This window comes from Saccharopolyspora rosea, assembly GCF_025643595.1.
In the GTDB taxonomy this organism is placed as follows: domain Bacteria; phylum Actinomycetota; class Actinomycetes; order Mycobacteriales; family Pseudonocardiaceae; genus Saccharopolyspora; species Saccharopolyspora rosea.
Window position 1 is genome coordinate 6,480,347 of the sequence record NZ_CP102826.1, and the last position, 25,395, is coordinate 6,505,741.

22 protein-coding genes and 2 pseudogenes are annotated in these 25,395 nt (G+C 72.3%); 5 read left to right on the forward strand and 19 right to left on the reverse strand.

What is annotated here, in order from left to right; genetic code table 11:
• Positions 1–21: 21 nt before the first annotated feature.
• From NV263_RS30195 to NV263_RS30210, 4 genes are all read right to left on the reverse strand, one after another.
• Positions 22–2,277, reverse strand: coding sequence for an oxidoreductase (locus tag NV263_RS30195; protein ID WP_263250215.1), 2,256 nt, complete (start codon positions 2,275–2,277; stop codon positions 22–24).
• Positions 2,278–2,432: 155 nt separating this feature from the next.
• A complete protein-coding gene (locus NV263_RS30200) occupies positions 2,433–3,191 on the reverse strand; it encodes an amino acid ABC transporter ATP-binding protein (protein WP_263250216.1) in 759 nt (252 codons plus the stop codon).
• Positions 3,188–4,009 (reverse strand): amino acid ABC transporter permease, encoded by an 822-nt coding sequence (locus tag NV263_RS30205; RefSeq protein WP_263250217.1) that lies wholly within the window; start codon positions 4,007–4,009, stop codon positions 3,188–3,190. The genes NV263_RS30200 and NV263_RS30205 overlap by 4 nt, the downstream gene beginning before the upstream one ends.
• Before the next feature lie 4 nt (positions 4,010–4,013).
• Positions 4,014–4,805, reverse strand: coding sequence for an ABC transporter substrate-binding protein (locus NV263_RS30210; RefSeq protein ID WP_263250218.1), 792 nt, complete (start codon positions 4,803–4,805; stop codon positions 4,014–4,016).
• Positions 4,806–5,017: 212 nt separating this feature from the next.
• Here NV263_RS30210 and NV263_RS30215 point away from each other — a divergent pair, with 212 nt between their 5' ends.
• Positions 5,018–5,782 (forward strand): endonuclease/exonuclease/phosphatase family protein, encoded by a 765-nt coding sequence (locus tag NV263_RS30215; protein ID WP_263250219.1) that lies wholly within the window; start codon positions 5,018–5,020, stop codon positions 5,780–5,782.
• A 281-nt stretch (positions 5,783–6,063) separates the two neighbouring features.
• Here NV263_RS30215 and NV263_RS30220 read toward each other — a convergent pair whose 3' ends face one another.
• The 4 genes from NV263_RS30220 to NV263_RS30235 form a co-directional block, all read right to left on the reverse strand.
• Positions 6,064–8,016, reverse strand: a complete 1,953-nt coding sequence (locus NV263_RS30220; protein WP_263250220.1) for a VanW family protein — start codon at positions 8,014–8,016, stop codon at positions 6,064–6,066.
• 56 nt (positions 8,017–8,072) lie between these two features.
• Complete coding sequence (locus NV263_RS30225) at positions 8,073–8,393, reverse strand: GroES family chaperonin (protein ID WP_263250221.1); 321 nt, start codon at positions 8,391–8,393, stop codon at positions 8,073–8,075.
• 46 nt (positions 8,394–8,439) lie between these two features.
• Complete coding sequence (locus NV263_RS30230; RefSeq protein ID WP_263250222.1) at positions 8,440–10,302, reverse strand: NHL domain-containing thioredoxin family protein; 1,863 nt, start codon at positions 10,300–10,302, stop codon at positions 8,440–8,442.
• 897 nt (positions 10,303–11,199) lie between these two features.
• Positions 11,200–12,936, reverse strand: a complete 1,737-nt coding sequence (locus tag NV263_RS30235; protein ID WP_263250223.1) for a hypothetical protein — start codon at positions 12,934–12,936, stop codon at positions 11,200–11,202.
• Positions 12,937–13,427: 491 nt separating this feature from the next.
• Here NV263_RS30235 and NV263_RS30240 point away from each other — a divergent pair, with 491 nt between their 5' ends.
• The gene (locus NV263_RS30240) at positions 13,428–13,832 is read left to right on the forward strand and encodes a hypothetical protein (RefSeq protein WP_263250224.1); all 405 of its coding nucleotides are present in this window, start codon (positions 13,428–13,430) and stop codon (positions 13,830–13,832) included.
• On the opposite strand, the gene NV263_RS30245 is transcribed toward NV263_RS30240, so the two are convergent.
• Complete coding sequence (locus NV263_RS30245; protein WP_263250225.1) at positions 13,833–16,139, reverse strand: ATP-binding protein; 2,307 nt, start codon at positions 16,137–16,139, stop codon at positions 13,833–13,835.
• 29 nt (positions 16,140–16,168) lie between these two features.
• Complete coding sequence (locus tag NV263_RS30250; protein WP_263250226.1) at positions 16,169–16,303, reverse strand: hypothetical protein; 135 nt, start codon at positions 16,301–16,303, stop codon at positions 16,169–16,171.
• Between the two features lie 219 nt (positions 16,304–16,522).
• On the opposite strand from NV263_RS30250, the gene NV263_RS30255 reads away from it, so the two are divergent.
• Positions 16,523–17,467 (forward strand): NADP-dependent oxidoreductase, encoded by a 945-nt coding sequence (locus tag NV263_RS30255; RefSeq protein ID WP_263250227.1) that lies wholly within the window; start codon positions 16,523–16,525, stop codon positions 17,465–17,467.
• Positions 17,468–17,535: 68 nt separating this feature from the next.
• Here NV263_RS30255 and NV263_RS30260 read toward each other — a convergent pair whose 3' ends face one another.
• The gene (locus NV263_RS30260; protein WP_263250228.1) at positions 17,536–18,294 is read right to left on the reverse strand and encodes a phytanoyl-CoA dioxygenase family protein; all 759 of its coding nucleotides are present in this window, start codon (positions 18,292–18,294) and stop codon (positions 17,536–17,538) included.
• The gene (locus tag NV263_RS30265) at positions 18,281–19,519 is read right to left on the reverse strand and encodes an erythromycin esterase family protein (protein WP_263250229.1); all 1,239 of its coding nucleotides are present in this window, start codon (positions 19,517–19,519) and stop codon (positions 18,281–18,283) included. The genes NV263_RS30260 and NV263_RS30265 overlap by 14 nt, the downstream gene beginning before the upstream one ends.
• Positions 19,520–19,675: 156 nt before the next feature.
• Between NV263_RS30265 and NV263_RS30270 the strand changes: the two genes are divergently transcribed.
• Entirely contained in the window at positions 19,676–20,131 is a 456-nt protein-coding gene (locus NV263_RS30270) for an SRPBCC family protein (RefSeq protein ID WP_263250230.1), read from the forward strand.
• Positions 20,132–20,228: 97 nt separating this feature from the next.
• On the opposite strand, the pseudogene NV263_RS30275 reads toward NV263_RS30270, so the two are convergent.
• Positions 20,229–20,354 (reverse strand): annotated as a pseudogene (locus tag NV263_RS30275) (VOC family protein); the annotation flags it as partial.
• Here NV263_RS30275 and NV263_RS30280 point away from each other — a divergent pair.
• Positions 20,354–20,662 (forward strand): annotated as a pseudogene (locus NV263_RS30280) (transcriptional regulator); the annotation flags it as partial. The pseudogenes NV263_RS30275 and NV263_RS30280 overlap by 1 nt on opposite strands.
• 120 nt (positions 20,663–20,782) lie before the next feature.
• Here the strand turns inward: NV263_RS30280 and dnaB are convergent.
• The 6 genes from dnaB to NV263_RS30310 all read right to left on the reverse strand — a co-directional run bounded on the left by dnaB (position 20,783) and on the right by NV263_RS30310 (position 25,321).
• Positions 20,783–22,165, reverse strand: coding sequence for a replicative DNA helicase (gene dnaB / locus NV263_RS30285; RefSeq protein ID WP_263250231.1), 1,383 nt, complete (start codon positions 22,163–22,165; stop codon positions 20,783–20,785).
• 419 nt (positions 22,166–22,584) lie between these two features.
• Positions 22,585–23,037, reverse strand: a complete 453-nt coding sequence (gene rplI / locus NV263_RS30290; protein WP_263250232.1) for a 50S ribosomal protein L9 — start codon at positions 23,035–23,037, stop codon at positions 22,585–22,587.
• Between the two features lie 70 nt (positions 23,038–23,107).
• Complete coding sequence (gene rpsR / locus NV263_RS30295) at positions 23,108–23,344, reverse strand: 30S ribosomal protein S18 (protein ID WP_263250233.1); 237 nt, start codon at positions 23,342–23,344, stop codon at positions 23,108–23,110.
• A gap of 48 nt (positions 23,345–23,392) precedes the next feature.
• Positions 23,393–23,872, reverse strand: a complete 480-nt coding sequence (locus NV263_RS30300) for a single-stranded DNA-binding protein (protein WP_263250234.1) — start codon at positions 23,870–23,872, stop codon at positions 23,393–23,395.
• A 53-nt stretch (positions 23,873–23,925) separates the two neighbouring features.
• Complete coding sequence (rpsF, locus tag NV263_RS30305; RefSeq protein WP_263250235.1) at positions 23,926–24,258, reverse strand: 30S ribosomal protein S6; 333 nt, start codon at positions 24,256–24,258, stop codon at positions 23,926–23,928.
• Between the two features lie 139 nt (positions 24,259–24,397).
• Positions 24,398–25,321, reverse strand: a complete 924-nt coding sequence (locus NV263_RS30310) for a hypothetical protein (RefSeq protein WP_263250236.1) — start codon at positions 25,319–25,321, stop codon at positions 24,398–24,400.
• Positions 25,322–25,395 lie beyond the last annotated feature (74 nt).

The following is a 25,395-nucleotide window of genomic DNA, read 5'->3' on the forward strand; positions in this document are numbered from 1 at the left end:
TTCACTCCACCGTCCCGGCTTTTACGCCTCGCGGCGTAGCGCTCGGCTGACACCCGCGGCGACGGTGGTGGCCAGCACCCAGCCCGCCGCGATGAGCACCACGGTGATCCACTGCGAAACGCCTCGTGCCTGCCACATGTTGTCGTTGCCGAGGTTGATGATCGGCAGCAGTTGGTCCACTGTGTACAGAAGTGGGTTCCACACCGGGTGGTCGTCGGCGTTGATCGGCGTCAGCTCGTGGAAGCTGAACCACGAGGTGCCCGCCGCCGTCAGCACCACCAGCCAGATCAGCGCGCGCAGCGGCCGGTAGCCGTAGCTGACCGTGACCAGTTGCAGCAGGCTCCACAGCCGCACCGGCCAGCGCAGCGCCGGACGGCTCGCCGCGGCGATCGCCTGGTAGCGGCGGCGCTGCTTCTCGATGAGCACGGTCACGGCGAGTTCCTCGTTGCCGTTGCCGCGGAACACCCGCGCCAACTGGTCGTAGGGGCCCGGTTGGTAGCGCCCGCCCGCCGTGCTGCGCAGCCACTCCAGGCGTTCCAGGACGCGCGCCTGGTCGGTCGGCTCGACGGGGTCGGAGAAGCTGTCGTAGGTGAAGTCCTCGACGTCGACGCCACCGGAGGCGTCCCACAGCTCGGCGTTGTCGGCGAGCAGTTCGCACTGCGCTCGGCGCAGCACGACGCGTCCCAGCGGTGGCGTCCCGGGCAGCAGCGTGAGTTCCTGGGTCACCAGGCCGAACGCGTTGATGGCGTTGCGCGCGCTGCCGTCCCCGAGCTCGCAGCCCCAGAAGTTGGCCTGCCGCCCGATCTCCGCGCGGCGCAACTGCACCTCGCCTTCGGCGCGGAAGGTGCGGGCGCCGGACGCGCAGACGAGGTCGCGGGCGATGTTGCTCGCCCGCAGGTCCAACGAGGACTTGTAGGCCATGCGGTGCCGGTGCCAGGCGGGTTTGAGCAGCTGCGCGGACCGCAGGTCGATGCTGGCGCCGATCTGGGCGCCCTGCAGTTGCAGCGTTCCGCGCACGTCGGCTTCCCGGCAGTCCAGGTTGCTGCCCACCCGGATGCGACCGGCCTGCACGACGTCGGTGCGCGGCCCGAACAACGTGGCCCTGGTGAGCTGGAAGCTGCCGTGCACGTGGACGTCGGCCATGCGCAGCTGGCCGCGCAGCACCACCTGGGACGCCTCCAGGTTGCCGAGGATCTCGGTGCCGTCGAGGTGCAGCGCGCGCAGCGGCTGCTCGACCGAGGCGGCGAGCGAACGCGACCAGCTCAGGTCGACCCGGGCTCCGGACATCCGCAGGTCACCGCCGATCTTCGCGCTCACCATGCGGATCGTGCCGCCGCTGCGGAAGTCCTGGTCGAGCTGCACGTCGCCGCGGATCTCGCAGCGGTCGGCGATGAGCGCGCTGACCGGGTCGTCGTGCCTGGACTCGCCGCGGCGCGGCGGAGCCATGCCCGGTTCCAGCACGGCGTCGCGCAGCCGCAGATCGCCGGAGATGTGCGCGCTGGGCAGGTAGAGCATCCCGGCGACGCTGCACGGGCCACCGCTGGCCGGGTCGACGTCCAGGCGCAGGCTGCCACCGATCTGGATCCCGGTGGCGTTCACCGCGTTGCGGCCGCGGTTGCGCAGCGATCCGCCGGAGAGGTTCAGGTTGCCGCCGATCTTCGCGCCCGGGATGCGGATCTCCCCGGACGTCCGCAACCGCAGGCCCAGCAGCGCGCCGGAGACCGACAGCCGGTCCGCGTAGATCGCGCGGTGGCCGGGGTTGCGCAGCTCGCTGTCGTTGAGCAGCAGCGATCCGCCGAGTTCGGCGTCGGCCAGATCGACGATGCCGCCCTCGCTGGTGCAGTGCCGCAACACCGTGTCGTTGCTGGTGCTGAGGTTCCGCGCGTCGAGACCGGGGAAGCGGCAGTGCCACAGCGCGAGCCCGGCGAGCCTGGCCTGGCGCAGGTCGGGCGCCTGCTCGAACCGGCAGCGCACGAACTCCAGCAGGTACGGCACTTCCGCCGCGCGCAGGTCGAGACGTCCGGTGATGACGGCGTCCTCGATGGCGATCACCAGCTGTTGGACACCGCGCCGGGAGAACGGCTGTCCGCCGCCCTCGTGCGGCGCGTCGGCCAGGCGACGGCTGAGGTACTCGCCGCGGATCACCCGGTCCGGGCCCGCCTGGTCGTCGTCGACGTCGAGCGGGGGCACCGGCGGTGCGCCGCGGTGCCCCTGCCTGAGCTGGTCCTCGAAGCGCTGCTCGGCAGCGGTCAGCGGCCCGTTGCTGTCCCACGGCATGCCCGGCACGGCGTCCCCCGACTCGTTGATGACACGCGGGGAGCGGCACTCCCACTCCTGTCACTCCGACGTGTGATCGTCGCGGCCGGTTGCGCTCACCCGCCCGATGCACCGGGACGGCCCAACGCCGGTTCCACGTGAAACCCGGCGGCCGGTCACTCCGGGACGGTGTGGGTGGGATCGAGGACGCGGGCGAGGAACGTGCGGGTGCGCGGCTCCTTCGGCGCCGCGATCACCTCGGACGGTGCGCCCTGTTCGACGACGCGGCCGTCGTCGACGAACAGCACCCGGTCGGCGACCTCCCGGGCGAACTGCATCTCGTGCGTGACGACCAGCATCGTCATGCCCTCGTCGGCGAGACCGCGCATCACGCCGAGCACGTCGCCCACCAGCTCCGGGTCCAGTGCGGACGTCGGTTCGTCGAACAGCATCACGCGCGGGTCCATGGACAGCGCCCGGGCGATCGCGACCCGCTGCTGCTGGCCGCCGGACAGCTGGGCGGGCATGGCGTCCGCCTTCTCCGCGAGCCCCACCCGGTCCAGGTTCCGCCGGGCGACCGCCTCGGCCTCCGCCCGGTCCCGGCGGAGCACCTTGCGCTGGGCCACCGTCAGGTTGTCCAGCACCCGCAGGTGGGTGAACAGGTTGAACTGCTGGAACACCATGCCGATGTGCCGCCGGGCGGCGTCGAGGTCCACCTCGGGGTCGGTGAGTTCGGCGCCGTCGACCACCACGCGGCCCGCCGTGGGCTCCTCCAGCAGGTTCACGCAGCGCAGCAGCGTCGACTTCCCGGACCCCGACGGCCCGATCACGCACACCACCTCGCCGCGCGCCACCCGCAGGTCGATGCCGCGCAGCACCTCCTGCTGCCCGAAGGACTTGCGCAGCCCGGAGATCTCCACGACCGCGTCGCTCACGCCGCCCCCTTGGTCCGCACCCCGCCGTAGCGGCGTTCCAGCAGGTCGGAGACGCGCGACAGCGGGATCGTGATGAGCAAGTAGCACAGTCCCGCCACCAGCACCGGCGTCAGCGACTGGTACTGGTTCAGCGCGCCGCGGCCGAACTTCGCCAGTTCGTACTGGTCGGCCGACAACCCGAGCAGGTAGATCAGCGAGGAGTCCTTGGTGAGCAGGATCAGCTCGTTGGTCAGCGGCGGCAGGATGATCCGGAACGCCTGCGGCATCACCACGGTGACCGTGGTGCGCGCCCGGGACATGCCCAGCGAGCGGGCCGCCTCCACCTGGCCGCGCGGAACCGCCTGGATACCGGCGCGGATCGTCTCGGCGATGTAGGCCGCGCCGACCAGGCCGAGGCTGAGCATCACCGTCGAGTAGATGTCGAACCGCAGTTGGAAGGCGATCGGCACGCCGAACCCGAACGCGATGAACACCAGCAGCGCGGGCAGCCCGCGGAACAGTTCGATGTAGCCGGTCGCGATCCACCGGTACGGGGCGACCGAGGACATCTTCAGCAACGCCAGCACGATTCCCAGGCCGAGGCCGAAACCGAACCCGAGCGCGGTGTAGACGATCGTGTTCACCAGGGCGGTCGTGATCACCTCGGGGAACTGCGCGGCCGCGACGTCGACGTCGAGGAACGCGCGGGCGATCCGGCCCCAGTCGGCGAACAGGACCACCAGCACCAGCACCACGACCAGCACGGCGTACTGCACCCCGCGGCCGATCCGTTCGCGCCGCCGGCGACCCGTGCGGGCGGGACGTTCGAGCGTGGTCATGGCGTCACCGCGGCTTCCTGCCGAACCACTTCTCGTAGATCCGGTCGTACTCGCCGGACCGGTGGGCCTCGCCCAGCACGTCGTCGACCTTGCGCAGCAGCGCGGCGTTGCCCTTGCGGATGCCGATGCCGTAGCGGTCGCCGGTCGGGAACTCCGCGGTCACCTCGGTGTCCGGGTGCTGCCGGGCGAAGTGGTAGAGGACGCCGTTGTCGTTGATGGCCGCGTCGACCTGGCCGGTCTGCACCGCGGTCTCCTGGAGCGCGAGGTCCTCGAACTGCACGATCTGGTAGCCGAACGCGGCCGCGTTCTTCTTCGCGTACTCCTCGCCGGTGGTGCCGAGCTGGACCCCGAGCCGCTTGCCGCGCAGCGCGGCGAGGTCCCGGTGGCCGGCGCCCCGGCGGATCAGCAACGCCTGTTCGGCGTCGAAGTACGGGTCGGAGAAGTCCATGTTCCGCTTGCGCACGTCGTTGATCGTCATGGCCGCGGCGGCGACGTCGCACAGGCCGCTGTTGAGCGACTCGCCGGACTGGATGCCCTCGAACGGCGTGTCGACGATGTTCTGCCGCACGCCGAGGTTCCGCGCGACCAGGTCCACCAGGTCCACGTCGAAACCGACGATGTGGCCGCCCTGCGGGAACTGGAAGGGCTCGTAGGGCAGGTGCGTGCAGGTGGTGAGCTCGCCGGGGCGCACCAGCTGGACGGGGCCGCCGGCCTCGGTCGTGGTGGGTTGCGCGCACGCCGCCGCCAGCAGGGCCGTGACCGGCAACATGACCAGGGACGATCTTCGACGGGCCACGGCGTCCTCCTCGCGGTTCGCGGCCGGGTGGTCGAATCGTGCCATTCGTCGTTGCCGATGCACAGACTTCGTTCGTTTCGAACGCATTTCATCGGTATTCGGTCGGTTGTCGAGAACTGGCCACTAGACCATCCGGCGGTCGAACACGGTCACCACCGCTGACGACACTGCGCACGTGCCGCATCCGCGGCGACATCCCCGAGGAGGTCGTCATGGAACGTGCCGTCCGATCACGACGGCGTTCGGCCGGGCGAGCGCTCGCTGCGCTGGTCGCGCTGGCCGGGCTGCTGATCCCGGCCGCGCCCGCGCAGGCTGCCGGACCGTTCGACGTGCTCCAGCTCAACCTGTGCGACGGCGGGTTCGCGCCCTGCTACTCGGCGGGGCGGTCGGTGGACTCCGCCATCGCCGCGATCCACCGGCGCAAACCCGCGGTGGTGACGCTCGACGAGGTCTGCGCCCCCGACATCACGCGCATGACCCGGGAAACCGGATACCTGTGGGCGTTCGCGCCCTCCCGCGACCGGGCGACCGGTGGTCCGCTCGGGTGCCGGGACAACCGCGGCGACTACGGCGTCGGCATCCTCACCGACCCCGACCTGGGGGCTGCCGGCCGGTCGGTCATCAAGCCGTACACCGCGCAGGACGGCGCCAACGAACAGCGCGTGGTGCTGTGCGTGCCGTACTCGAAGGCCGCCGCGTGCACGACCCAGCTCTCCCCCGACGCCGCGGTCGCCGCGCGGCAGTGCCGGGAGCTGGCGGGAACCGCGCGGGGCCTCGGTCCGTCGGCCGTGTCCGGCGGCGATCTCGGCCTGACCGGGCCCGCCGCGAACCCCTGCGCACCGGAAGGCTGGTCGCACGCCGACGACGGCGGGGTGCAGCACGTGTTCGGCGCGCACGGCTACCGCCTGCAACGCAGCGAGACGATCCCGATCGACGGTGCCGCGCACCCGGGCCTGCTCGCCGAGTTCGCCCGCTAGCGCGTGTTCTATAAGCGGCGTGAGCCGCCTTCTCTTTCGGTGAGTGGTCTCGCAACCGGCACCGCCGCGGGTTCTCAGCGGTCGGCTCGCGAGGACAGCCCCGACGCCGTGTATTGGGCATACATCAGGAGGGGCTTCCGGAGCCGGTGTGGCTGTGGCGCGCAGCGCCTCGTTGGGGGGTGGTGGTCGGGTGACGGGCGGGCCGCTGAGGTTCCGCTACCGGCACCGCCACGCAAAGCACTTCCGAAACACTCCCCAGGGAGCGCGCTGCGCCGGTCGGATCAGGGCGGCGGCGGTCCGCAGTGGATGATCGGCTGCGGGTTGTACACCGTCTTCTTGCGTTCGGTGTTGACCTGACCGTTCGTGATGTCCCGGATCGTGCGGGTGTCGTAGACGGTGAAGCCCGCGTTCCCCTTGCTCGCGCTGCACGGTTCGCCCGGCGGCACCACCTTCTCCTGCGGCGGCTTGACGTCGCTGCGCTCGCTGGTCTGCGAGGTCACGTCGAACTGCTTGGTGCCCCACAGCGTCACGGTGATCGAGGACGGCGTCCACCGGGTGGTGATGAGGATGCCGCTGCGCGCGACGTTGCGGAACTTGACGTCGATGACGCTGCTGCCGTCCGGGTTCTGGAAGACCGTCGCCTCCCGGCCCGCCGGGTACCGGCTGATGTAGTAGCTGTGCGCCTTGTGCTCGACGTCCTTCATGCCCGCGAAGTAGGAGGCGTTGTAGAGCGTGGTGGCGAACTGCGAGATGCCGCCGCCGACGGCGCGGGCCGGGCGGCCGTTCTCGATCACGCCCGACTCCACGTACCCCTGGGCGACGCCGCGCGGCCCGGTGTGCCCGTTGAGGCTGAACGTCTCGCCCGGCTTGATCAGCGCGCCGTTGACCTGCTCGGCGACGCGCCGGATGTTCGCCCCGGACGCGGGTTCGAAGCCGCCGGTGGTGAACTCGCCGACGACCTCGCGCACGCCGAGCTGGTCGGCCTGCTCGGTGGTCAGCTTCGGCGGCTGGTCCACGTACACCGCCTGCACGCTGCGGTCCTGCGGTTTCTTCAGGACCTCCGACAGCGGTTCGAAGCTCTTGTCCCAGTCGATGCCGCGGCCGTTCTCCGACGGGTGCACGACCGGCGCGGCCCCCTCCAGCACGATCTCGGCGTCCTTGCCGGGCCGGGTGGTGTCCCGCAGCTGCGGTTCCACCGCACCGACCACGGCCGGGAAGTCCACGTGCGATTTCAGACCGCCCCGGCCGTCCGGCTCGAACCGCAGCGCGGCGGCGATCGCCTCGGGCGCGAGGACCGCGTCCTTGCCCTCGCCGCGCACCGAGACCGGCGCCGACACGGCGGGCTCGGCCACCTCGTGCAGCGCCCGGCGCACGCCGTCGGACGTGGTGGTCACCGGCTGTTCGGCGATCGGCAGGCGGACCGGGCCGTCCTTGGCCCAGTCGTTGAGCACCACGTCGGTGGCCGCCTCGACGTCGACGTGCTGCCCGGTCACCGGGTCCACCGGGATCGGCTTGGCGCCCTCGAAGCGGATCGTGCCCTCGGCGGCCTCCCGGTCCAGCCGCGGCGTGAGGTCGCGCAGCGCGCGCACCAGCTGCTCCCGGTCGCCGTGGCTGACCGGGGCGACCTCGCGGACGGTGAACAGCGAGGCGACGCGGGTGAACGGGTTGAGCGGCTGGCTCCCGGCCTGCGCCACGGTCGCGGCCCAGTCCATCCGGAGCCCGGCCCGGTCCGGCGGCAGCGCGGCGACCTGGTCACCGGCTCGCAGTTCGACGGGTTCGTGCAACCCGGGGCCGAGCCGCTGGCGCAGTTCCCGCTCGGCGGCGGTCTTGTCGAGACCGCCGATCGGCACGCCCGCCACCACCGTGCCGCGGGGCACCGTGCCGCTGCTGAACGCGAGGTCGGCGACGTAGAGCAGGGCGAGCGCCCCGGCGACCGCACCCGCGGTGATGCCCGCGCGGACCAGCCCGCGCCGTCGGCGCCGGGGCGGCTCGGACGGCAGGTTCCCGGTCCAGCCCGCGTCGGACCGGACGACCGGGATCGACTGCGTCTCGCCCAGCGGGAAGTCCGCGAAGTCCGCGGGCACCGCGGACAACTGCTCGGTGCGTTCGGCGTCGGATTCGTCCGGCACGCGCGGGATCCGGGTGGTGCTCTCGGTGTCCTGCGGGTCCGACGCGGTGCGGGTCCGTTCGGTCGGCCGGTCCGCACCGTCGGGGCGATCGTGGTTGTCCGGCACCGCTTCCCCTTCTCGTATCGGTACTGCGGCGGGGGTGAAGATACGAAAGGTGCGGCCTACAGGTACAGGCCGGTGCCCTGCTCGGTCGCCTCGCTGGCCACCGCGTGCAGGTCGCGTTCGCGCATGACCAGGTACGCCTGGCCCTGCACCTCGACCTCGTACTGGTCCTCGGGGTTGAACAGCACCTGGTCGCCGACCTTGACGGTGCGCACGTGGCTGCCGACCCCGAAGACCTCGCCCCACACCAGCCGCTTGGCCATCTGGGCGGTCGCCGGGATCACGATGCCGCCGGTGCTGCGGCGCTCCCCGGACTCCTGGGAGATCCGCACCATGACGCGGTCATGCAGCATCTGGATCTCTAGCTTGGCATCGGTCACCCGAAAAGTTTACTTGCCGTTGCCTCGTCGATGGTCGGCGAGGGCGTCACAGATCGGTGTCCAGACCGCCCATCACCAGCGGCAGCCGAGCCGGCCCGGACTCGGTGACCCGGACCGGGACGCCCCAGTCCTGCCTGGTGAGCCGGCACGCGGGGTGTTCGACCTCCGGGTCGTCGTCGCAGCTGGCGGCCTGGGCGACCACGTGCAGCACGCCGTGCTCGACGCCGTCGGCCAGCACCAGGCGGCGGGTCAGGTCGGTGCCCACGCCCGCTCCCTCGACGAGCAGGTGCTCGGGCGAGGCGCTGACCTCCAGGCGCGTCGACGGCCCGTAGCGGTCGTCGAGCTTGGTGCCGGGCGGCGGGGTGAACACCACGGCGAGCTCCACCTCGCCCCGCCCGATCTCCGTGTCGGGCCGCTTGACCTGCTGCGACGCGCCTTCCACCAGCCGCGCGGCGACACCGGGCGGCACCGGCCGCTCCAGCCGGTGCGCGGCCGAGGCCACCACGACGAGCTCGCCGTCGAGCACCGCCGCTCCGGACGGCTCGGCGACGTCGGTGGCCAGCGTGGACACCTCGTCGGTCGCCGGTTCGTAGCGGCGGATCGCGCCGTTGTAGGTGTCGCACACCGCGACCGAACCGTCCGGCAGCACGGCCACGCCCAACGGGTGCTGGAACAGCGCCCGGTCGGCGGGCCCGTCGGCGTGCCCGAAGTCGAACAGCCCCTTCCCGACGGCCGTGCGCACGGCGAAGCCGCCCGCGTCGGTGGCCGCCACCCAGCGCAGCGCGGACGTCTCGGCGTCGACCAGCCACAACCGCTCGCCGTCGGCGGCGAGTCCGGACGTCTGCGCGAAGAACGCCTCCTCGGCGTCGCCGTCCCGCAGGCCCTCGACGGTCGTCCCGGCGAACCGCCGCACCCGTCGGGCGACCGGGTCGAACAGGCCGAGCGTGTGGTTGCCCGCCATGGCGATCACGACGCCCCCGGCCGGCTCCCACCAGGCGACGTCCCACGGGCTGGTGAGCGGGACGTCGAGCGCGGGACCGGAGTCCGCGCCGTCGCGCCACTGCTCACCGGTCCCGGCCAGCGTGCTGACCCGCCCGTCGGAGAGCCGCACCCCGCGCAGCAGGTGGTTCACGGTGTCGGCGACCACGACGTCGTACCCGACCCGCGAGGCGACGTGCTCCGGCAGCACCGCGAGGCCACCGGGCTCGGCGAACGAGGCGCCCTCCGGCGCCCCGTCGGCCCGCCCGCGCGCGCCGGAACCGATCCGCCGGACCACCGTCTCGCCGTCTGCGGCGAACTCGACCAACGAGTGGTTCGCCGAGTCCGACACCAGCAGGTTCCCGTCCGCGAGCGGGACGACCTCGCCCGGGAAGCGCAGCGTGGTGTCCGGTTCCTCCGGCGGCACGTACGGGCCGTCACCGCGGTGCAGCGTCCCCTTCGCGTCGTGCTCGGCGACCACCTCGGCGAGGACGCTGCGCAACGCCTCGACGTGCCCCTCACCGGCGGCGACGTGCACGACGTAGCCCTCGGGGTCGACGACGACCAGGGTCGGCCACGCCTTGACGGCGTAGTTCTGCCACGTCGTCAGCTCCGGGTCGTCGAGCACCGGGTGGTGCACCGAGTACCGCTCGACGGCCGCGGCCACGGCCGCCGGATCGGCCTCGTGCTCGAACTTCGGCGAGTGCACCCCGACGACCACCACCTCGTCGGCGAACTCCTCCTCCAACGGGCGCAGCTCGTCGAGCACGTGCAGGCAGTTGATGCAGCAAAACGTCCAAAAGTCCAAAATTAGACACTTGCCCCGGAAGTCCTTGAGTCGGAGCTCCCGGCCGCCGGTGTTCAACCACCGACGACCGACCAGCTCGGGGGCACGGACACGGGCACGTCGCTGCTGCTGCTCGACACTCACGCCCGGAGTCAACAACACCGGTCCGAGGGGTGTTCCGACGGGTGCGGCCGCCCGAGTCGATCCTCACTCGTCAGGTCGATAGCGGCCGTCGCGGAGCAGTTGCGATGCCTACGACGATCACGGCCTGCGCAGCCTCGACGCGGTCCACCTCGCCACCGCTCACGTCCTCGGTGGCACCAGTGGCGAGGAGCTCACCTTCGTCACCTACGACCGGCGCCTGCTCGCATCGGCCGAACGCCTCGGCTTCAGCACCGCGAGCCCCGGTCAGGGTTCGTGAGCCGTCAGTTCGGCCTGGACAGGATTTCGTCGCGGAAGCTCCCGGAGGCCGCGCCGAGCGGCTGCCGGGCGCTGCGCCCGCCGCTGCCGTCGGCGCTCGTCGCGGCGGACCGCAGGTTCCGGTCCGGCGGCGCGTCACGGGGGCGCCACCGGACGCCGACGGGTCGTCCGGTCAGTCGCGGCGGTGGTGTCTCGCCGCGCGGCGGTCGCCGACGTAGAAAGCGGTGGCGGCCATCGTCGGCACCAGGGTGCCGATCAGGACGATCACGGCTTCCATCGGCTCCCTCCTCAATGCGTGTCGGGCTTCACGGGGCATGGCGGAACGACCCCGCGGACGGGGGCGTTGATCCGTTCGGAGATCTGGTGGGCCGAGCGGCCCGGGATCCGGGGACGTCCGGAATTGGAAAGCCCCGCGATGCTGCCAGGTCGGGGGTCCGACAGCACCGCGGGGTCATCCTCAATATCGACGCACCACCGGCTGTCGTTACACACACACCAAGGTGTGTCCTACGTCACTGAAGACTGCTGGAACGGTCTGATGTTTCCGCAGGTCACGGTAGGGCATCCGGGCACCGGTACGCCACCGCTGGCGTCAGCCGCACGGGTAATGCCGAGTTGCAATCAGCACCCCACGCGCTCCAGGCAGCGCCGGGCCGCGGCCGCGATCTCCGCGTCGGGGTGGTGGCGGGCGATGGTGTCCAGGACCTCGGGGGCCTGGGCGTGGCCCGCGGTCGGGACGCGTTCGAGCAGGTCGAGCTGTTCGGCCGCGGAGTGGCGGCGGAGTTCCGCGAGCAGCAGGTGCGGGGCGTCCGAGGCCGCCAGGCCGTCCAGCGCGACCCACACCTCGTCCTCGGGGCGGGCCACGTCGTCGGACGCGCCGCGGGCCTGCAACCACACGCGGGCGGCCGGACCCACCACCGGGTCGTCCGCCAGGCCGCGCACCGCGGCCACCCCGTCGTCGCCGGTGCGTTCCAGCAGCCACAGCGCGGTCAGGCGCAGCGACGGGTCGTCCACGCGGCGCAGCAGCGCCGCCAGTTCCGCGGCGGCGTCCGGCGCGCCCCGGTGCGCGATCCACGCCGGGACCAGCTCGGCCAGCACGTCCGGGGAGCACTCCGGGACCAGCAGGGCCAGCAGCTCCGCCGGTCGCGGAACCAGGTCGGCGACCTCGGGGACCAGGAAGCCGAAGGCGCGCAGCGAACCGCGGGCCGCCCAGACCCCCGCGGACAGCAGTTCGACCATGGTGGGGTCCGGGTCGGCCGGGACCAGCTCGGCGATCTCCGCGAGCACGTCCGGCGCCGTCGTCTCGTAGCGGCGGAGCGCGCCCATCGACTCCCACTGGTCGACGATCCGGGTCACCGCGCGGTGCACCGCCTGCCGGGACGTCCCGTCCAGCACCCGGCACGCCAGGTCGGTCACCAGTTCCAGCGGGACCGCGTCCGCGTGCGGGTACAGGGCGCACAGCACCGCCTGCACCACCTCGACGAAGTCCTCGGAGTCGAGCTCCCCGTCGTCGGTGAAGCCGTCCAGCAGCACGAAGCTCTGCCACAGCCTGCTCCACAGCAGGTCCGGCTCGGCCGACAGCGGACGCGCCAGCAGCGTCGGCACCAGGCGGTCGTGGACCCGGCGCAGCAGGTGCGCCTCGCGCGCCCACTCGACCAGCAGCCCGGCCGTGAACCGGTCCACCGACAGCCGCGCCGCCAGTCCGTCCACATCGGACTCCCGGGGCACCGGGCGGCCTTCGCCCACCCAGTCCAGGACCGCGCGGATCCGGTGCAGCAGCGGGCAGTCGGCCGCGGTCGCGGCGTGCGGTTCCTCCTCGGCGACGGCGACCGGCGGCAGCCACACCGCCGGAGCGTCGTCCGCCTGCTCGGCGGCGCCCTCCTCGTCGACCTCCACCGCCCCCTCGTCGACCGCGGCGAGGAACTCCGCCACCCGCGCGTCGTCGGCGGGGTCGACGCCGCACTCGCGCATCGCCGCGGACCAGGACTTCTCCGGGCCCCAGCTCGCCGGGTCGGCCATCGCCGCGAGGAAACCGGGCACCGCCCGGTCGATCGCCCGGTGCAGCGCGCCGACCGGGCTCGGCGACGACAGCAGGCCCTCGCCCGCCAGGAAGTCCACCCACGAGTGCAGGAACTCCGGTACCGCCGACCAGTCCGCGACGACCAGCCGCCGCGGGGCGACCTCCAGCAGGAAGCGCTCCAGGTCCTCCTCGGTCCACCAGGCGAGCAGGCCGTCCCGGGCGAACCGGTCCTCCAGCAGGCAGTCCAGCGGTTCCGCCGCGCCGCCGAACCGCTCCGCCAGCTCGGCGCGGGCGGCCTCGAAAGCGTCCACATCCCCGTGCGGGAAGACCGTGCGCATGACTCCTCCTCGAACTCGATCACCGGGGAGCTCCGAGGTTAGGGATCGCCGTCCGCTCGCCCGCGCAGCCCGCCCGGGGTTCGGACCCCGTGTCGGCTCACTCGGAAGAGTGATACGGACGCGGACTTCGGTACGCGCATCGGTACATGTCCCGCCCCGGACACCAGGGTCTTAGGTCCACACTTCGGACGTTCGGTCACGAAGCACCGGACCCCCGAAGGGAAACGGTGGGCCCGCGAAGCCCGCGGCAGGCCCACCCGGCCGACCCACTCACCTGGGCTCGCGCCGACCACCGACGTCCCCACAACGGCATGTGGAAAGAGGGAGGAGGTATCCACCGGGCCGAGCGGCGGCCACGTGCCCCAGACGCCGCCAGCTCGGCACTCCCCTCAGCGGAGCGGGTGCCACCCGTCCGACGAGGCGGCGCCAGGAAGCCGCCGCACCCGCTCCGCTGACACATGCCGACACCCGCAACGCTCTCCCCAAGGACGATGGACCACAGCACGCAGTACCGCTCCTACGGCTGGTGGGTGGAACCCGACCACCGCACCGGAAATCCGACCCTCATCGTCGGCGGGCGCGTCAGCGCCGTGCTCGTGCCCGCCGACTGGGCGCACGACGTCCAGCACGTGCTGACCGTGCACCTGCTCGCCGGACCCGCGCTGGTGGTGGGCGACCACTGGCTGCTGCTCACCCAGCCCGACGGCGACCGGGTGGTGCCGGACGACCTCACCTCGGCCGGCGTCACGGGCGTGCGCGCGGGGCGCCGCCTCGCGCTGCCGCCGCCGGACGACACCCGGTGGGTGCGCGGCCCGCACCACGCCGCCCCGCCGTGGCAGGCCGTCGTCTCGGCGGCCCGCCGCGCCCGGGCACGTCCGCTCGGCCTGACCGCCTGATCACTCCGCCGACTGCTCGGCCACCCACGCGGAGATCTGGGCTCGGGACGTGAACCCGAGCTTGGCCAGGATGTGCTCGATGTGGCTGTCCGACGTCCGCTTGGCGATCACCAGCTGCTCGGCGATCTGCCGGTTCGACAGGCCCTGGGCGACCAGCCGCGCCACCTGCCGCTCCCGCGGGGTCAGCGCAACCGGCGCCCGCGCGTCCGAATACGCCTCCTGCTGCTCACCGAGCGCGTGGCGGACCGCGTCGTCCAGGCCGAACGCCGCTCCCCGCAGCCGCGCCGAGCGCAGCTCCGCGGCGGACAACCGCTGCCTCGCCCGCGCCTCGGCGTCGGCGTGCCAGGACAGGTACGGCTCGACCCCGAACAGGTGCGCGCCGAGCGGCTGCCACAGCTTCTCCACCGCGGTGAGCAACCGGACCGCGGACGCCGCCCGCCCGCGCGACGCCTCCACCCACGCCACCACCTCGACGGCGGTCACGATCCCCATGACATCGCCGAACAGCCGCTTCACCCGCAACGCCGCGTGCAGCAGCGCCACCGCCCCCGCCACGTCGCCCTGGCGCCAGCGGACGAGACCGAGCACCGTCTCGGCCCACGACCGGGCCGACAGCTCGCCGTGCTCCTCGCAGATCTCCCGGCACCGCTCGCACAGCTCCACCGCCCGCTCGAAGTCCCCGGCGAACACCGCCAGCAGCGCCCGGTTCGGCAGGCTCAGCACCGCCATGCCGTCGTGCCGCAGCAGCTCCTCGCCGCGCAGCGCTTCGTCCAGCTGTTCCACGGCGGCCCGTTGGTCGTTGCCGAGCAGCTCGACCGTCCCGGCGGTGTGCGCGAGCGAGGCCAGCACGTCGCGGGCCTCGGTGTCCTCGGCCGTCGCCCGCGCCTCCGCGAGCAGCGCCCGCGCCGTCCGCGTGTCCCCCTGCAACCCGCTGACCAGCCCGCCCACCGCCAGCGCGCGGGCCCGCTCGCGCGTCGGCTCGGGTGCGACGCGCGCCGCGCCGTCCAGCCAGCGGCGGCCGTCGCGCAGCGAGCCGTCCGCGACCCACAGGAACCGCAGCGCGGCCGCCATCCGCAGCCCCTCCTGGCCCTCACCGGGCTCGGTGAGGCAGAAGTCCAGCGCGGCGGCCAGGTTCTCCCGCTCGTGGCGCAACCGCGTCAGCCACTCCACCTGGTTCGGCCCGAGCCACTCCGCGTCCACGTGCTCGGCCAGCATCAGGTAGTGGTCGCGGTGCCGACGCCGCAGCGCGAGTTCCCTCCCGCCACCGCCGAGCCGCTCCCGGCCGTACTCGCGGATCGTCTTCAGCAACCGGTACCTGGCGCGGGCGTCGTTGCGGTCCTCCCTGGTCAGCACGGATTTGTCGACCAGCCCGGCGATCCCGCCGAACACCTCCTCCGCAGCCACCCCGTCGCCGACGCACACGTCCTCGGCCGCGTCCATCTCGAAGCCACCGGAGAACACCGACAGCCGCGCCCACAGCGCCCGCTCGACCGGCGAGCACAGGTCGAAGCTCCACTCGACGGCCGCCCGCAGCGTCCGGTGGTGGGGTGCCGCACTGCGGTCGCCGGTGGTCAGCAGCCGGTACCGGTCGGCGAGGCGGTCCAGGATCTCCTCCACCGACAGGGAACGCATCCACACCGCGGCCAGCTCGATCGCCAGCGGCAACCCGTCGAGCTGCTGGCACAACCGGACCACCAGCGCCTCGTTGCCGGGACCGACCGCGAAGCCGGGCAGCATCGCCGCCGCGCGGTCGGCGAACAGCTCCAGCGACTCGGCCCCGACGGTCCGCTGCACCACGTTGCCCTGCCGGTCCAGGCGCGGCACCGACATCGGCGGCACCGGCCACATCTGCTCCCCGGCGATGCCCAGCGGCGACCGGCTGGTCACCAGGACCCGCAGCTCCGGCGCCGCGTCCAGCAGCTGCCGCACCAGCGGCCCGCAGCCGTCCAGCAGGTGCTCGCAGCCGTCCAGCAACAGCAACGTCCGTCGTCCGGCGAGGTGCGCGGTGAGCGCGTCCTCCGGCCCGGACGACTGCTCGCGCAGCCCCAGGCTCGCCGCCAGCACGCCCGCGATCTGCTCGGACTCGGTGACCTTGGCCAGTTCCACCAGCCACACGCCGCCCGGGAACGCCCGGCGCAGATCCCGCGCGACCCGGCAGGCCAGCCGGGACTTGCCGACCCCGGCCACGCCGGTCAGGGTCACCAGCCGGGACTCCGACAGAAGCCGTTTGACCTGCGCTATCGCGTCGCGGCGGCCCACGAAGCTCGTGAGGTCGTCGGGAAGCCAGCCCACCCGTCGGGTTGTCATGGTGACCACCCGCACTCACCGAACACCACTCACCTCGGAGTGTAGGCCCCGTCACACCCGGGCAGCGGCACTCCGCGCCACCGGTCGCGCAGCGCGGCCACCCGGAACGTGCGGCGGTTGGCCAGCGGCGACACGCCGATCGCGGCGTGCAGGTGCTGCCGCAACGACGCGGCGGTGCGGAAACCGACCCGGGATCGCGATCTGGTCCGGACTCCAGGAGGTGCCTCGCCAGCGCCACGGCTGCTGGATCAGCCACCTCCCCGGGCTCGTCCCGGAACCGGCGGGCGAACGTCCGCACGCCCATCCGCGCGTGCTCGGCGAGTCTGGCCTACGTCAACGGCAGGTGCTTTTCGACCCCTCGCGCCCCGGGGCAACCTGGAGCCATGAGCACAACGATGCGAGCGATCAGCCAGGACGTCCTCGGCGGACCCGAGGTCCTCAGGGAAGTGGAGCTGCCCCGACCCGAACCGGGCATCAGCGAACTGCTGGTGCGGGTCCGCGCCGCGGGCGTCAACCCGACCGACTGGAAGCACCGCGCCTCGGGCATGTTCCTCGGGCAGCCGCCCTTCGTCCTCGGCTGGGACGTCTCCGGAGTGGTCGAGGAGATCGGCCGCGGGGTGACCCTGTTCAAACCAGGTGACGAAGTCATGGGCATGCTGCCGTACCCGCACGGGGTCGGTTCGCACGCCGAGTACGTCACCGCTCCCGCGCGCGCCTTCGCCCCCAAACCGTCCGATGTGGACCACGTGCGCGCCGGCGCCGTCCCGCTCGCCGCGCTGACCGCCTGGCAGGCCCTGGTGGACACCGCCCGGCTCGAACCCGGCCAGCGGGTGCTCGTGCACGCCGCCGCCGGGGGCGTGGGCCACTTCGCCGTCCAGATCGCCAAGGCGCGCGGCGCGCACGTGATCGGCACCGCCAGCGCCGCCAAGCACGACTTCCTGCGCGGCCTCGGCGCCGACGAACTCGTCGACTACCGCGAGACCGACTTCGCCGAGGCCGTCCGCGACGTCGACGTCGTGCTGGACACGATCGGCGGCGAGACCCGCACGCGCTCGCTGCGCACGCTGCGCAGCGGCGGAACGCTGGTGTCGATCCTGCCCACCGGCCGCCGGGAACTCGTGGCCGCCGCCGAAGCCCGCGGCGTGCGCGGCGAGGAACTCGTCGTCGAGGCCGACCACGCGGGCATGACCGCGATCGCCGACATGGTCGCCGACGGCACGCTCGTCCCGACCATCGCCGCCACCTTCCCGCTCGCCGAAGCCGCCAAGGCCCACGAACTCGGCGAGACCGGCCGCACCACCGGCAAGATCGTCCTCGTCGTGGACTGACCGGTCGCCGCGCGGGCCGGGCGCGGCCGAGGTCCGAGAACCACCGCTGGCGCCCCGGCGCTGAACGCTCACCGCCCGAGACCGTCGAGCACCGCCCGGGCCACCGGCATCGGCGGGTCCGCCCGCAGGTCCAGCGGTTCCACCGGGACCAGCGGCGGCTGCGCCATGAACTTCGGCGCGGTGCCCCGGTGGGGTTGGGCGGCGTGCACCAGGAACGGGTGGCACAGGTACACGTCACCGGGCGCACCCGTGGCCAGCGCCAGCGGGCGGTGCTCGGACACCGCGACCGCGTCCCGGCACAGCGACATCCACTCGCGCCCGTCCTCGCCCGCCGCCGCCAGCAGCGGTGGCACGTCGAGGTGCGAGCCGACGCGGATGCGCGTCGGCGCGTCGTCCGGCCCGACCTCGGAGAACAGGAAGAGCATCAGCAGCGCCCGCCCGCGCGAGCGGAGGTTGACCCGGGACTCGCCCCGCGGTCCCGGGTAACTGGCTTCGACGTGCCACCCGTCGTCGCCGGGTGCGCCGCCGCCGGGGAAGCGGACCGGGAACGTGCCCAACGCCCGCGGCGGCACCCACCGCCCCTGCCCGACGAGCGCGTCGAACGCCTCGTGCAGCACCGGCGTGTTCGCCGCCGCGAGGAACGGAGGCGTGGCGAAGCCGCCCAACCGGATCACCGGTCGCGCCCACGTCGCCGGATCGTCCCGGGAGCACCCGGTCGCCTCCCACAGCTCGGCGAGGCAGCGTTCGGCCACGTCGACCGGAAAAGCCCCGTCCAGCTTGACGAAACCGTCCGCGACGAACCGGTCGACCTGGTCAGGCCCGAGCACCGTCGGCTCCCCCCTCGGCGACCGCGAACGAGCTCGGGCTCATCGTCGGCAGGCAGATCAGCCCGTCGAAAGCGGCCGGGACGTCCACCGGGACGTGCGTGGCCGCGTGTCGGATCATGGCGGGCCCGGCGAGCCCGCGAGCGGGCCGCAGGTCCAGCAGCACCGGCTCGTCATCCGCTGCGGCGGCGTGCTCCACGCTGTCCTCGGCGAGCGGGCCGAGCGGCCGGGAGATCACCTCGAAGCCCTGCCTGGCCCGGTCGTCCAGACGCACGTCGGTGGTGCTGCCGCTGCCCGCGGTGACGCCGAGGACGACGTAGTCGTTCCCGAGCTCGGCGGCCAGGCAACTGCCCGCGGACCGGATCCGGACGCCCGGGAGCAGCTGCACGGGCACGCGCTGGGCGTGGCCGTTGTGCATCATCAGCACGATCCGTTCGTCGGTGCGCTCCCGGAGCCACCGCACGGTGTCGGCCTGGTGGACGTCCCGCGAGGACGGCATCAGCACGGGCGCCTGTGGATCGACCAGCTCGGCGATCTCGCGCAGTTCGGCGATCTCACGCATGTGCTCGTCGAGACGCAGCGCGCCGAGCGCGAGGTGCCTTGCCGTCGCGGACTCCTCGGACCGGATCGCGTCGAGCCGGAGCAGCAGCCGGGACAACGCGGCGGTGGCCACGTCCCGTTCCGCGCCGCTCAGCGCCGCGTACCGCGCGGCTGCGGCGGAGTTGTTGGCGGCGGCGTAGCTCCGGGTGGCCTCGATCGCGGCGTCCACGAAGGACACCTGATCCGGGGCGTGCGCGGCGAGGTGTTCGCGCACCAGCCGCAGAGCGGGCAGCGCGCAGCCACCCGAGCCGGGCACGTCCAACCCCGCGAACCGGACCCGGCCGCCACCCGTGTTGTGCTCCCGCAGCCAGCGGAGCAGGTCCCGCACCTCGACCGCGTCGCCGAAGCGGAAGGTGAACCCGTCCCGCGCCACCGCCGCGACATCGCCCGGGCCGCCGCGGATCCAGGCGTCGACCAGGTGCCCCTCCGCGAAGCCGGACTCGTACGCGAGCACGCCGAAACCGAGTTCGGTCACCAGGAACCGCAGCAGGCGCTCGCGCAGCAGCCCGAACTCGCGGATGTGGTGGTTGTTCTCGCCGATCGCCACGACCCGCGCGTCGCCGACCACTTCGGCGAGGTGCGACAGGTCGTCCAGCGGCAGTCGGCGAACCGGTTCCGGCAACGTCATGGCGGCTCCAGCCCGGGACGTCGGTGGCACCGCAGAACATGCCGTGCGCCCCGACCTCCCGGCAACCGGTTTTCCGCCGCTCGCCGGGGCCCCACAACGCGCTGCGGCGGACGCGATCGGGTTCCTGCCCGCGGCCTCAGGTGCTTCAATCAGGACGTGACCGACGACGCGCGGACTCCCACCATCGTGACCAGCCACCGCGAGATCGCCGCCAGTGCCGAGCGGATCTTCGAGCTGATCGCCGATCCGGCGCAACAGCCGCGCTGGGACGGCAACGACAACCTCGGCGAAGCCGCCGAAGGTCAGCGAGTGCGCGCCACCGGCGAGGTGTTCACGGTGACGCTCACCTACGGCAGCGTCCGGGAGAACCGCGTGGTGGAGTTCGAGGAGGCACGTCGCATCGCCTGGCTCCCGTCGGAACCGGGCAAGCAACCGCCCGGCCACCTCTGGCGGTGGGAACTCGAACCGCTCGACGAGGGACGCACCCGGGTCACGCACACCTACGACTGGTCCCGCCTGACCGACGAGAACCGCCTGGCCCGCGCCCGCAGCACCACCGCGGACCGGCTCCGGGCCTCCCTCGACAGGCTCGCCGAACTCGCCGAGTCGTAGCGCATCGCCGCCGCGGGCCGCTGAGCGTTGTCACTGTGATCAGCCTCAGCCTGGTGGCATTTCCCAGCGTCGATCGCCCGGCCGCTGACAGGGCCGGTCAGCGGGCGAGCCTTGCGCGGGCCTCGTCGGTGCGCGGGGTGAAGAAGTTGACCAGGTTGCCGTCGGGGTCGCGGAACAGCAGGGAGCGGTTTCCCCACCGCATCGTGGGCGGCTGCTGCACGATTCGACCCGGCCCAGCGGGTGCTGACCGCGATCGCCGAGACGCCGTACCAGCACGAGGTATCCGTGCGGATTCGATCGACGCCCGAACAGATCCGCTCCGTCTTCCCACCGTCCGTCGCCACACTGGAGGAGATCGATCCCGCCTGGGTGCGGGCCCGGATACGGGCACAACGGCTCGAATGGATACCACCCCTGCTCGCCGCGCTCGATCGGCCGTTCGTCGTCGAACAACCCGACGCCCTCCGCGACCTGGTGCGAGCACTGTCCAGCCGGCTCGCCCGCCACGCCGACGCGCGACGGGGAGACTGATCGCGCGCTGGGAAACGCGCACTGGCACCTGCGCAAGCGTGCGGCCCGACGGCGCGTCTCACGAATAGCCGCACAAGTGCAGTTCAGGTGCAGCTATTCCAGACCCCGCAGCTCGCCCGGTTATTCCTGCGCCATGTCGACGAAGCGGCTGTAGTGCAGCTGGTGCGCCACGGTGATCGTCGACGTCGGACCGGCGCGGTGCTTGGCCAGTATCAGGTCGGCCTCGCCCATCCTCGGGTCGTCGCGCTCGAACGCGTCCGGGCGGTGGATCAGGATCACCATGTCCGCGTCCTGCTCCAGGGAGCCCGACTCGCGGAGGTCGGACAGCTGCGGCTTCTTGTCCGTGCGCTGCTCGGGTCCTCGGTTGAGCTGGGAGATCGCCACGACGGGAACTTCGAGTTCCTTGGCGAGCAGCTTGAGGTTCCGGGAGAACTCGGAGACTTCCTGCTGGCGGGACTCGACGCGCTTGCCGGAGGTCATCAGCTGCATGTAGTCGACGACGATCAGCTGGATGTCGTGGCGCTGCTTGAGCCTCCGGGCCTTCGCCCGGATCTCCATCATCGTCAGGTTCGGCGAGTCGTCGACGAACAGCGGCGCCTCGCTGATCTCGCTCATCCGCCGGGCCAACCGGGTCCAGTCGTCGTCGCTCATCCGACCACCGCGCATGTCCGCCAGCCGGATCCGCGCCTCGGCGGACAACATCCGCATGACGATCTCGGTCTTGCCCATCTCCAGCGAGAAGATGACGCTGCCCAGCCCGTGCTTCACCGACGCCGCCCTGGCGAAATCCAGTCCCAGCGTGGACTTGCCCACGCCGGGACGCGCCGCGACGATGATCATCTGGCCGGGGTGCAGACCGTTGGTGACGGCGTCGAGGTCCGCGAAGCCGGTGGGGATGCCCTGGGACTCGCCGCCGCGGGAGGCGATGGCGTCGATCTCGTCCATCGTCGGCTGGAGGAGTTCCTCCAGGGCCGCGTAGTCCTCGCTGGTGCGGCGTTCCGTGACGTCGTAGATCGCGGCCTGGGCCCGGTCGACGACCTCCTCGATCGCCGCTCCCTCGGAGCCGTGGTAGCCGAGCTGGACGATGCGCGTGCCCGCCTCGACCAGGCGCCGCAGCACCGCCTTCTCGGCGACGATCTCGGCGTAGTAGCCCGCGTTGGCCGCGGTCGGGACGGTCGCGATGAGGGTGTGCAGGTACGGGGCGCCGCCGACCTTGAGCAGCTCCTGGCGGCGTTCGAGCTCGGCGGACACCGTGATGGCGTCCGCGGGTTCACCGCGCCCGTAGAGGTCGAGGACGCAGTCGTAGATCGCCTGGTGCGCGGGCCGGTAGAAGTCGTTGGGCCGCAGCACCTCGACGACGTCGGCGATCGCGTCCTTGCTGAGCATCATGCCGCCGAGCACCGACTGCTCGGCCGCCAGGTCCTGCGGAGGCTGCCGTTCGAAGGTGCCGTCCGCGGGCCCCTCCTCGGCGTAGTGGTCCTCCCGTTCGTCAGGCAGCGCCACCGGGACCTGTCACCTCCTCCAGCGCCGCGCGGTCAGCGATCACCCGCCGTGGGGCACACGCGTGCGCGGCGAAGCTAGATCACCCGCGTGGAGCAGGCAAGTCGAGCTGTGGATAGACCTCGGGACAACCTGTGGACAGGTTGAGGCCACTTGGGGACAACTGTGCACAACCTCCCGCACAGCTGGGGACAACCTGGGGACAAGTCCCGTGGATGCACGAGAAAGCCCAGGTCAGACGCTGCGCGTAGGCTGTGGAAGAAATCCGTGGAAAACTACGGCGCGTCGGGTGATGCAGACGGGCCGCGAGCGGCCGCCGTTCGGACGCGGGCCGCGTGGTGTTGCGGACAGCGAGCGGCGTCGTCCACCCGTCACCCAGGTGTCCGAGTGGACGACGCCGTTGTTCTCGCGTGCTCAGCCGGTCACTGATCGCCGGTGACCTGGAGGTTGACCGTGGCCTTGACGTCCGGGTGCAGGTCGACGTCGACGACGTGCTTGCCCAGCGCCTTGATGTGGCCCCGCAGCGCGACCGAGCGCTTGTCCAGGTTCGGGCCACCGGCCTTGCGCACCGCGGCGACGACGTCGCCGGAGGTGATCGAACCGAACAGCTTGCCCTGCGGGGAGACCTTGGCGGTCAGGGTGACCGCGCCCAGGTCCTGCAGCTGCTGCCTCAGCTCGTGCGCGTGCTCCAGGTTGCGGACCCGGCGGGCCTCCTGGGCGCGCCGGATCGTCTCGATCTGCTTCTGCGCGCCCTTGGTCGCGACGATGGCGAAGTTGCGCGGGAGCAGGTAGTTGCGGGCGTAGCCGTCCTTGACCTCGACGATGTCACCCGACTCGCCGAGACCGGCCACGTCAGCAGTGAGGATGATCTTCACGACGTGTCTCCTTGTAGAAGTCTCCGGTTCTCCCGCGCGCGGCACGGCGCGGGCGACGATCGGTACCGGATCAGCGGGCGGTCGAGGTGTAGGGCAGCAGCGCCATCTCGCGGGCGTTCTTCACCGCGATGGCGACGTCGCGCTGGTGCTGGCTGCAGTTGCCGGTCACCCGACGGGCGCGGATCTTGCCGCGGTCGGAGATGTACTTGCGCAGCAGCGTGGTGTCCTTGTAGTCGATCAGCGCGGCCTTCTCCTTGCAGAACGCGCAGACCTTCTTCTTCGGCTTGCGCACGGGCGCCTTGGCCATCGGTCTTCCTCCTGAAGCGAAATACTCAAGCTGCCTGGATAGCGCCGACTAGAACGGCGGCTCGTCGCTGAACCCGCCGGAACCGGCAGGCGGAGCGGAGCCCCACGGGTCGTCGGCCGGGCTGCCACCGCCGGACGGTCCTCCGCTGAATCCGCTGCCTCCGCGGCTCACCTTGTTGACCTTCGCGGTGGCGTAGCGCAGCGAGGGGCCGATCTCGTCGACCTCCAGCTCCACGACGGTGCGCTTCTCGCCCTCCTTCGTCTCGAAGGAGCGCTGGCGCAGCCGACCCTGCACGACCACGCGCATCCCGCGGGTGAGCGTCTCGGCCACGTTCTCCGCGGCCTGCCGCCAGATGTTGCAGCGCAGGAAGAGGGCTTCGCCGTCCTTCCACTCGCCGGTGTTGCGGTCGAACATCCGCGGCGTGGAGGCCACCGTGAAGTTGGCGACCGCGGCGCCGGACGGGGTGAAGCGCAGTTCCGGGTCGGCGGTGAGGTTGCCGACCACCGTGATTACGGTTTCACCAGCCATGACCTGGGAACTCCAGTCTGCTCGATACGGGTTCGGCTACCTCTTGCGGCGTCTCAGGCGGACGCCTTCGCGCGGGCCTTCGCGGAGCGGGCCTTGCGCGGCTCGACCTTGCGCAGCACCTTGGTCCGCAGGATCGACTCGTTGAGGTTCAGCTGGCGGTCCAGCTCCTTGACGGAGGCCGGCTCGCTGTTGAGGTCGAGAACGACGTAGATGCCCTCGGTGTGCTTGTCGATCTCGTAGGACAGCCGGCGGCGGCCCCACACGTCGACCTTCTCGACGGCGCCGCCGTCGTTGCGGATGACGTTGAGGAACTTCTCCAGCGACGGAGCGACGGTGCGCTCGTCCAGGCTCGGGTCGAGGATGACCATGAGCTCGTAATGACGCATGAAGACCACTCACCTCCTGTGGACTCGCGGCCACGGACTTTCCGTGGCAGGAGGGTCGTCGCGTCGACGAACTGGTCAAGGCTAGCAACCCGCACTGACACCCCCTCCATCCGGGGCGCTCGCGGGGAGGCGGGTCAGCTCACTGGCGGCGGAGGATCCAGGTGCGGATGAGCGCCGCGGTCAGCGCGGCGATCGAGACCGCGGCCAGGAGCACCGGCAGCGCGACGCGGCGGTTGACGTCCGCGGGCAGCGCCTCGGCCTGGCCGGCCGCGCGGACCTCCTCCTGCTGCCGCTGCCGTTCGGCGCGCTCGCGGGCTTGTTTCTGCAGGTCACCGATGTCCGGCTGGAATCCGGGGACCTCCCCGTAGCGGGCATCGGCCCACGGCGGGAGGGAGCCGGGCAGCGAGGCGACCCGCGGCGGCAGGAAGCTCACCGCACCCGGTGCCCCGGCGCTCGACTCCGGAACCGCGACCACCGGTGGAGCGGGCGGTTCGGCGGCGGGCGGGTCGCTCGGCGCCGGCGGCGGCGTGGACCGGCTGCCGGGCGCGGGTGTCGGCTCGGGCGCGGGATGCGACGGCGGCGGGGTCGGCGCGGCCCGCTCGGCGTGCACCGTCAGGGCGTTGCCCAGGCTGACGAGGTTGGTGAAGTGCCAGGTCACGGCATCGACCTTGTTAGCGGGAAGGCCGATCTGCGCCAGCCGCGACCTGGCGGCCTCGGCGATGTCGTGCCCGGAGTAGAAGGTGCGGCCGTCCTCGGCGGTGCCGATCGGGATCGGGGGCAGCTCGGCGAACCGCTCGGCGGCGTCCTTGGCCGGGCCGAAGGCGAGCGGCATGGCGAGCAGGACCGCCTCGCGCACCTTGAAGTCGAGGGTTCCGGGCGACACCGCGATCTGCTGCCCGGGTGCGGCGTCCACGACGGCGAGCGGGTTGTCGACGACGAGGGTGTCGGCGTGGGCGACTCCGGCGCCGAACAGCGCCGCGGCGGCGAGGGCGAGACCGGCGGCCCCGGTGGACACCGCACGGCGGGCCAGGGGGTTGGGACGCGTACGCCTGCTGTCACCCATCGTTGCCTCCCGACACCCGTGAATGCTGTTCACCTTCTCAGGGTGGTCAACGCGACAACACCGCCGTTGGTGAC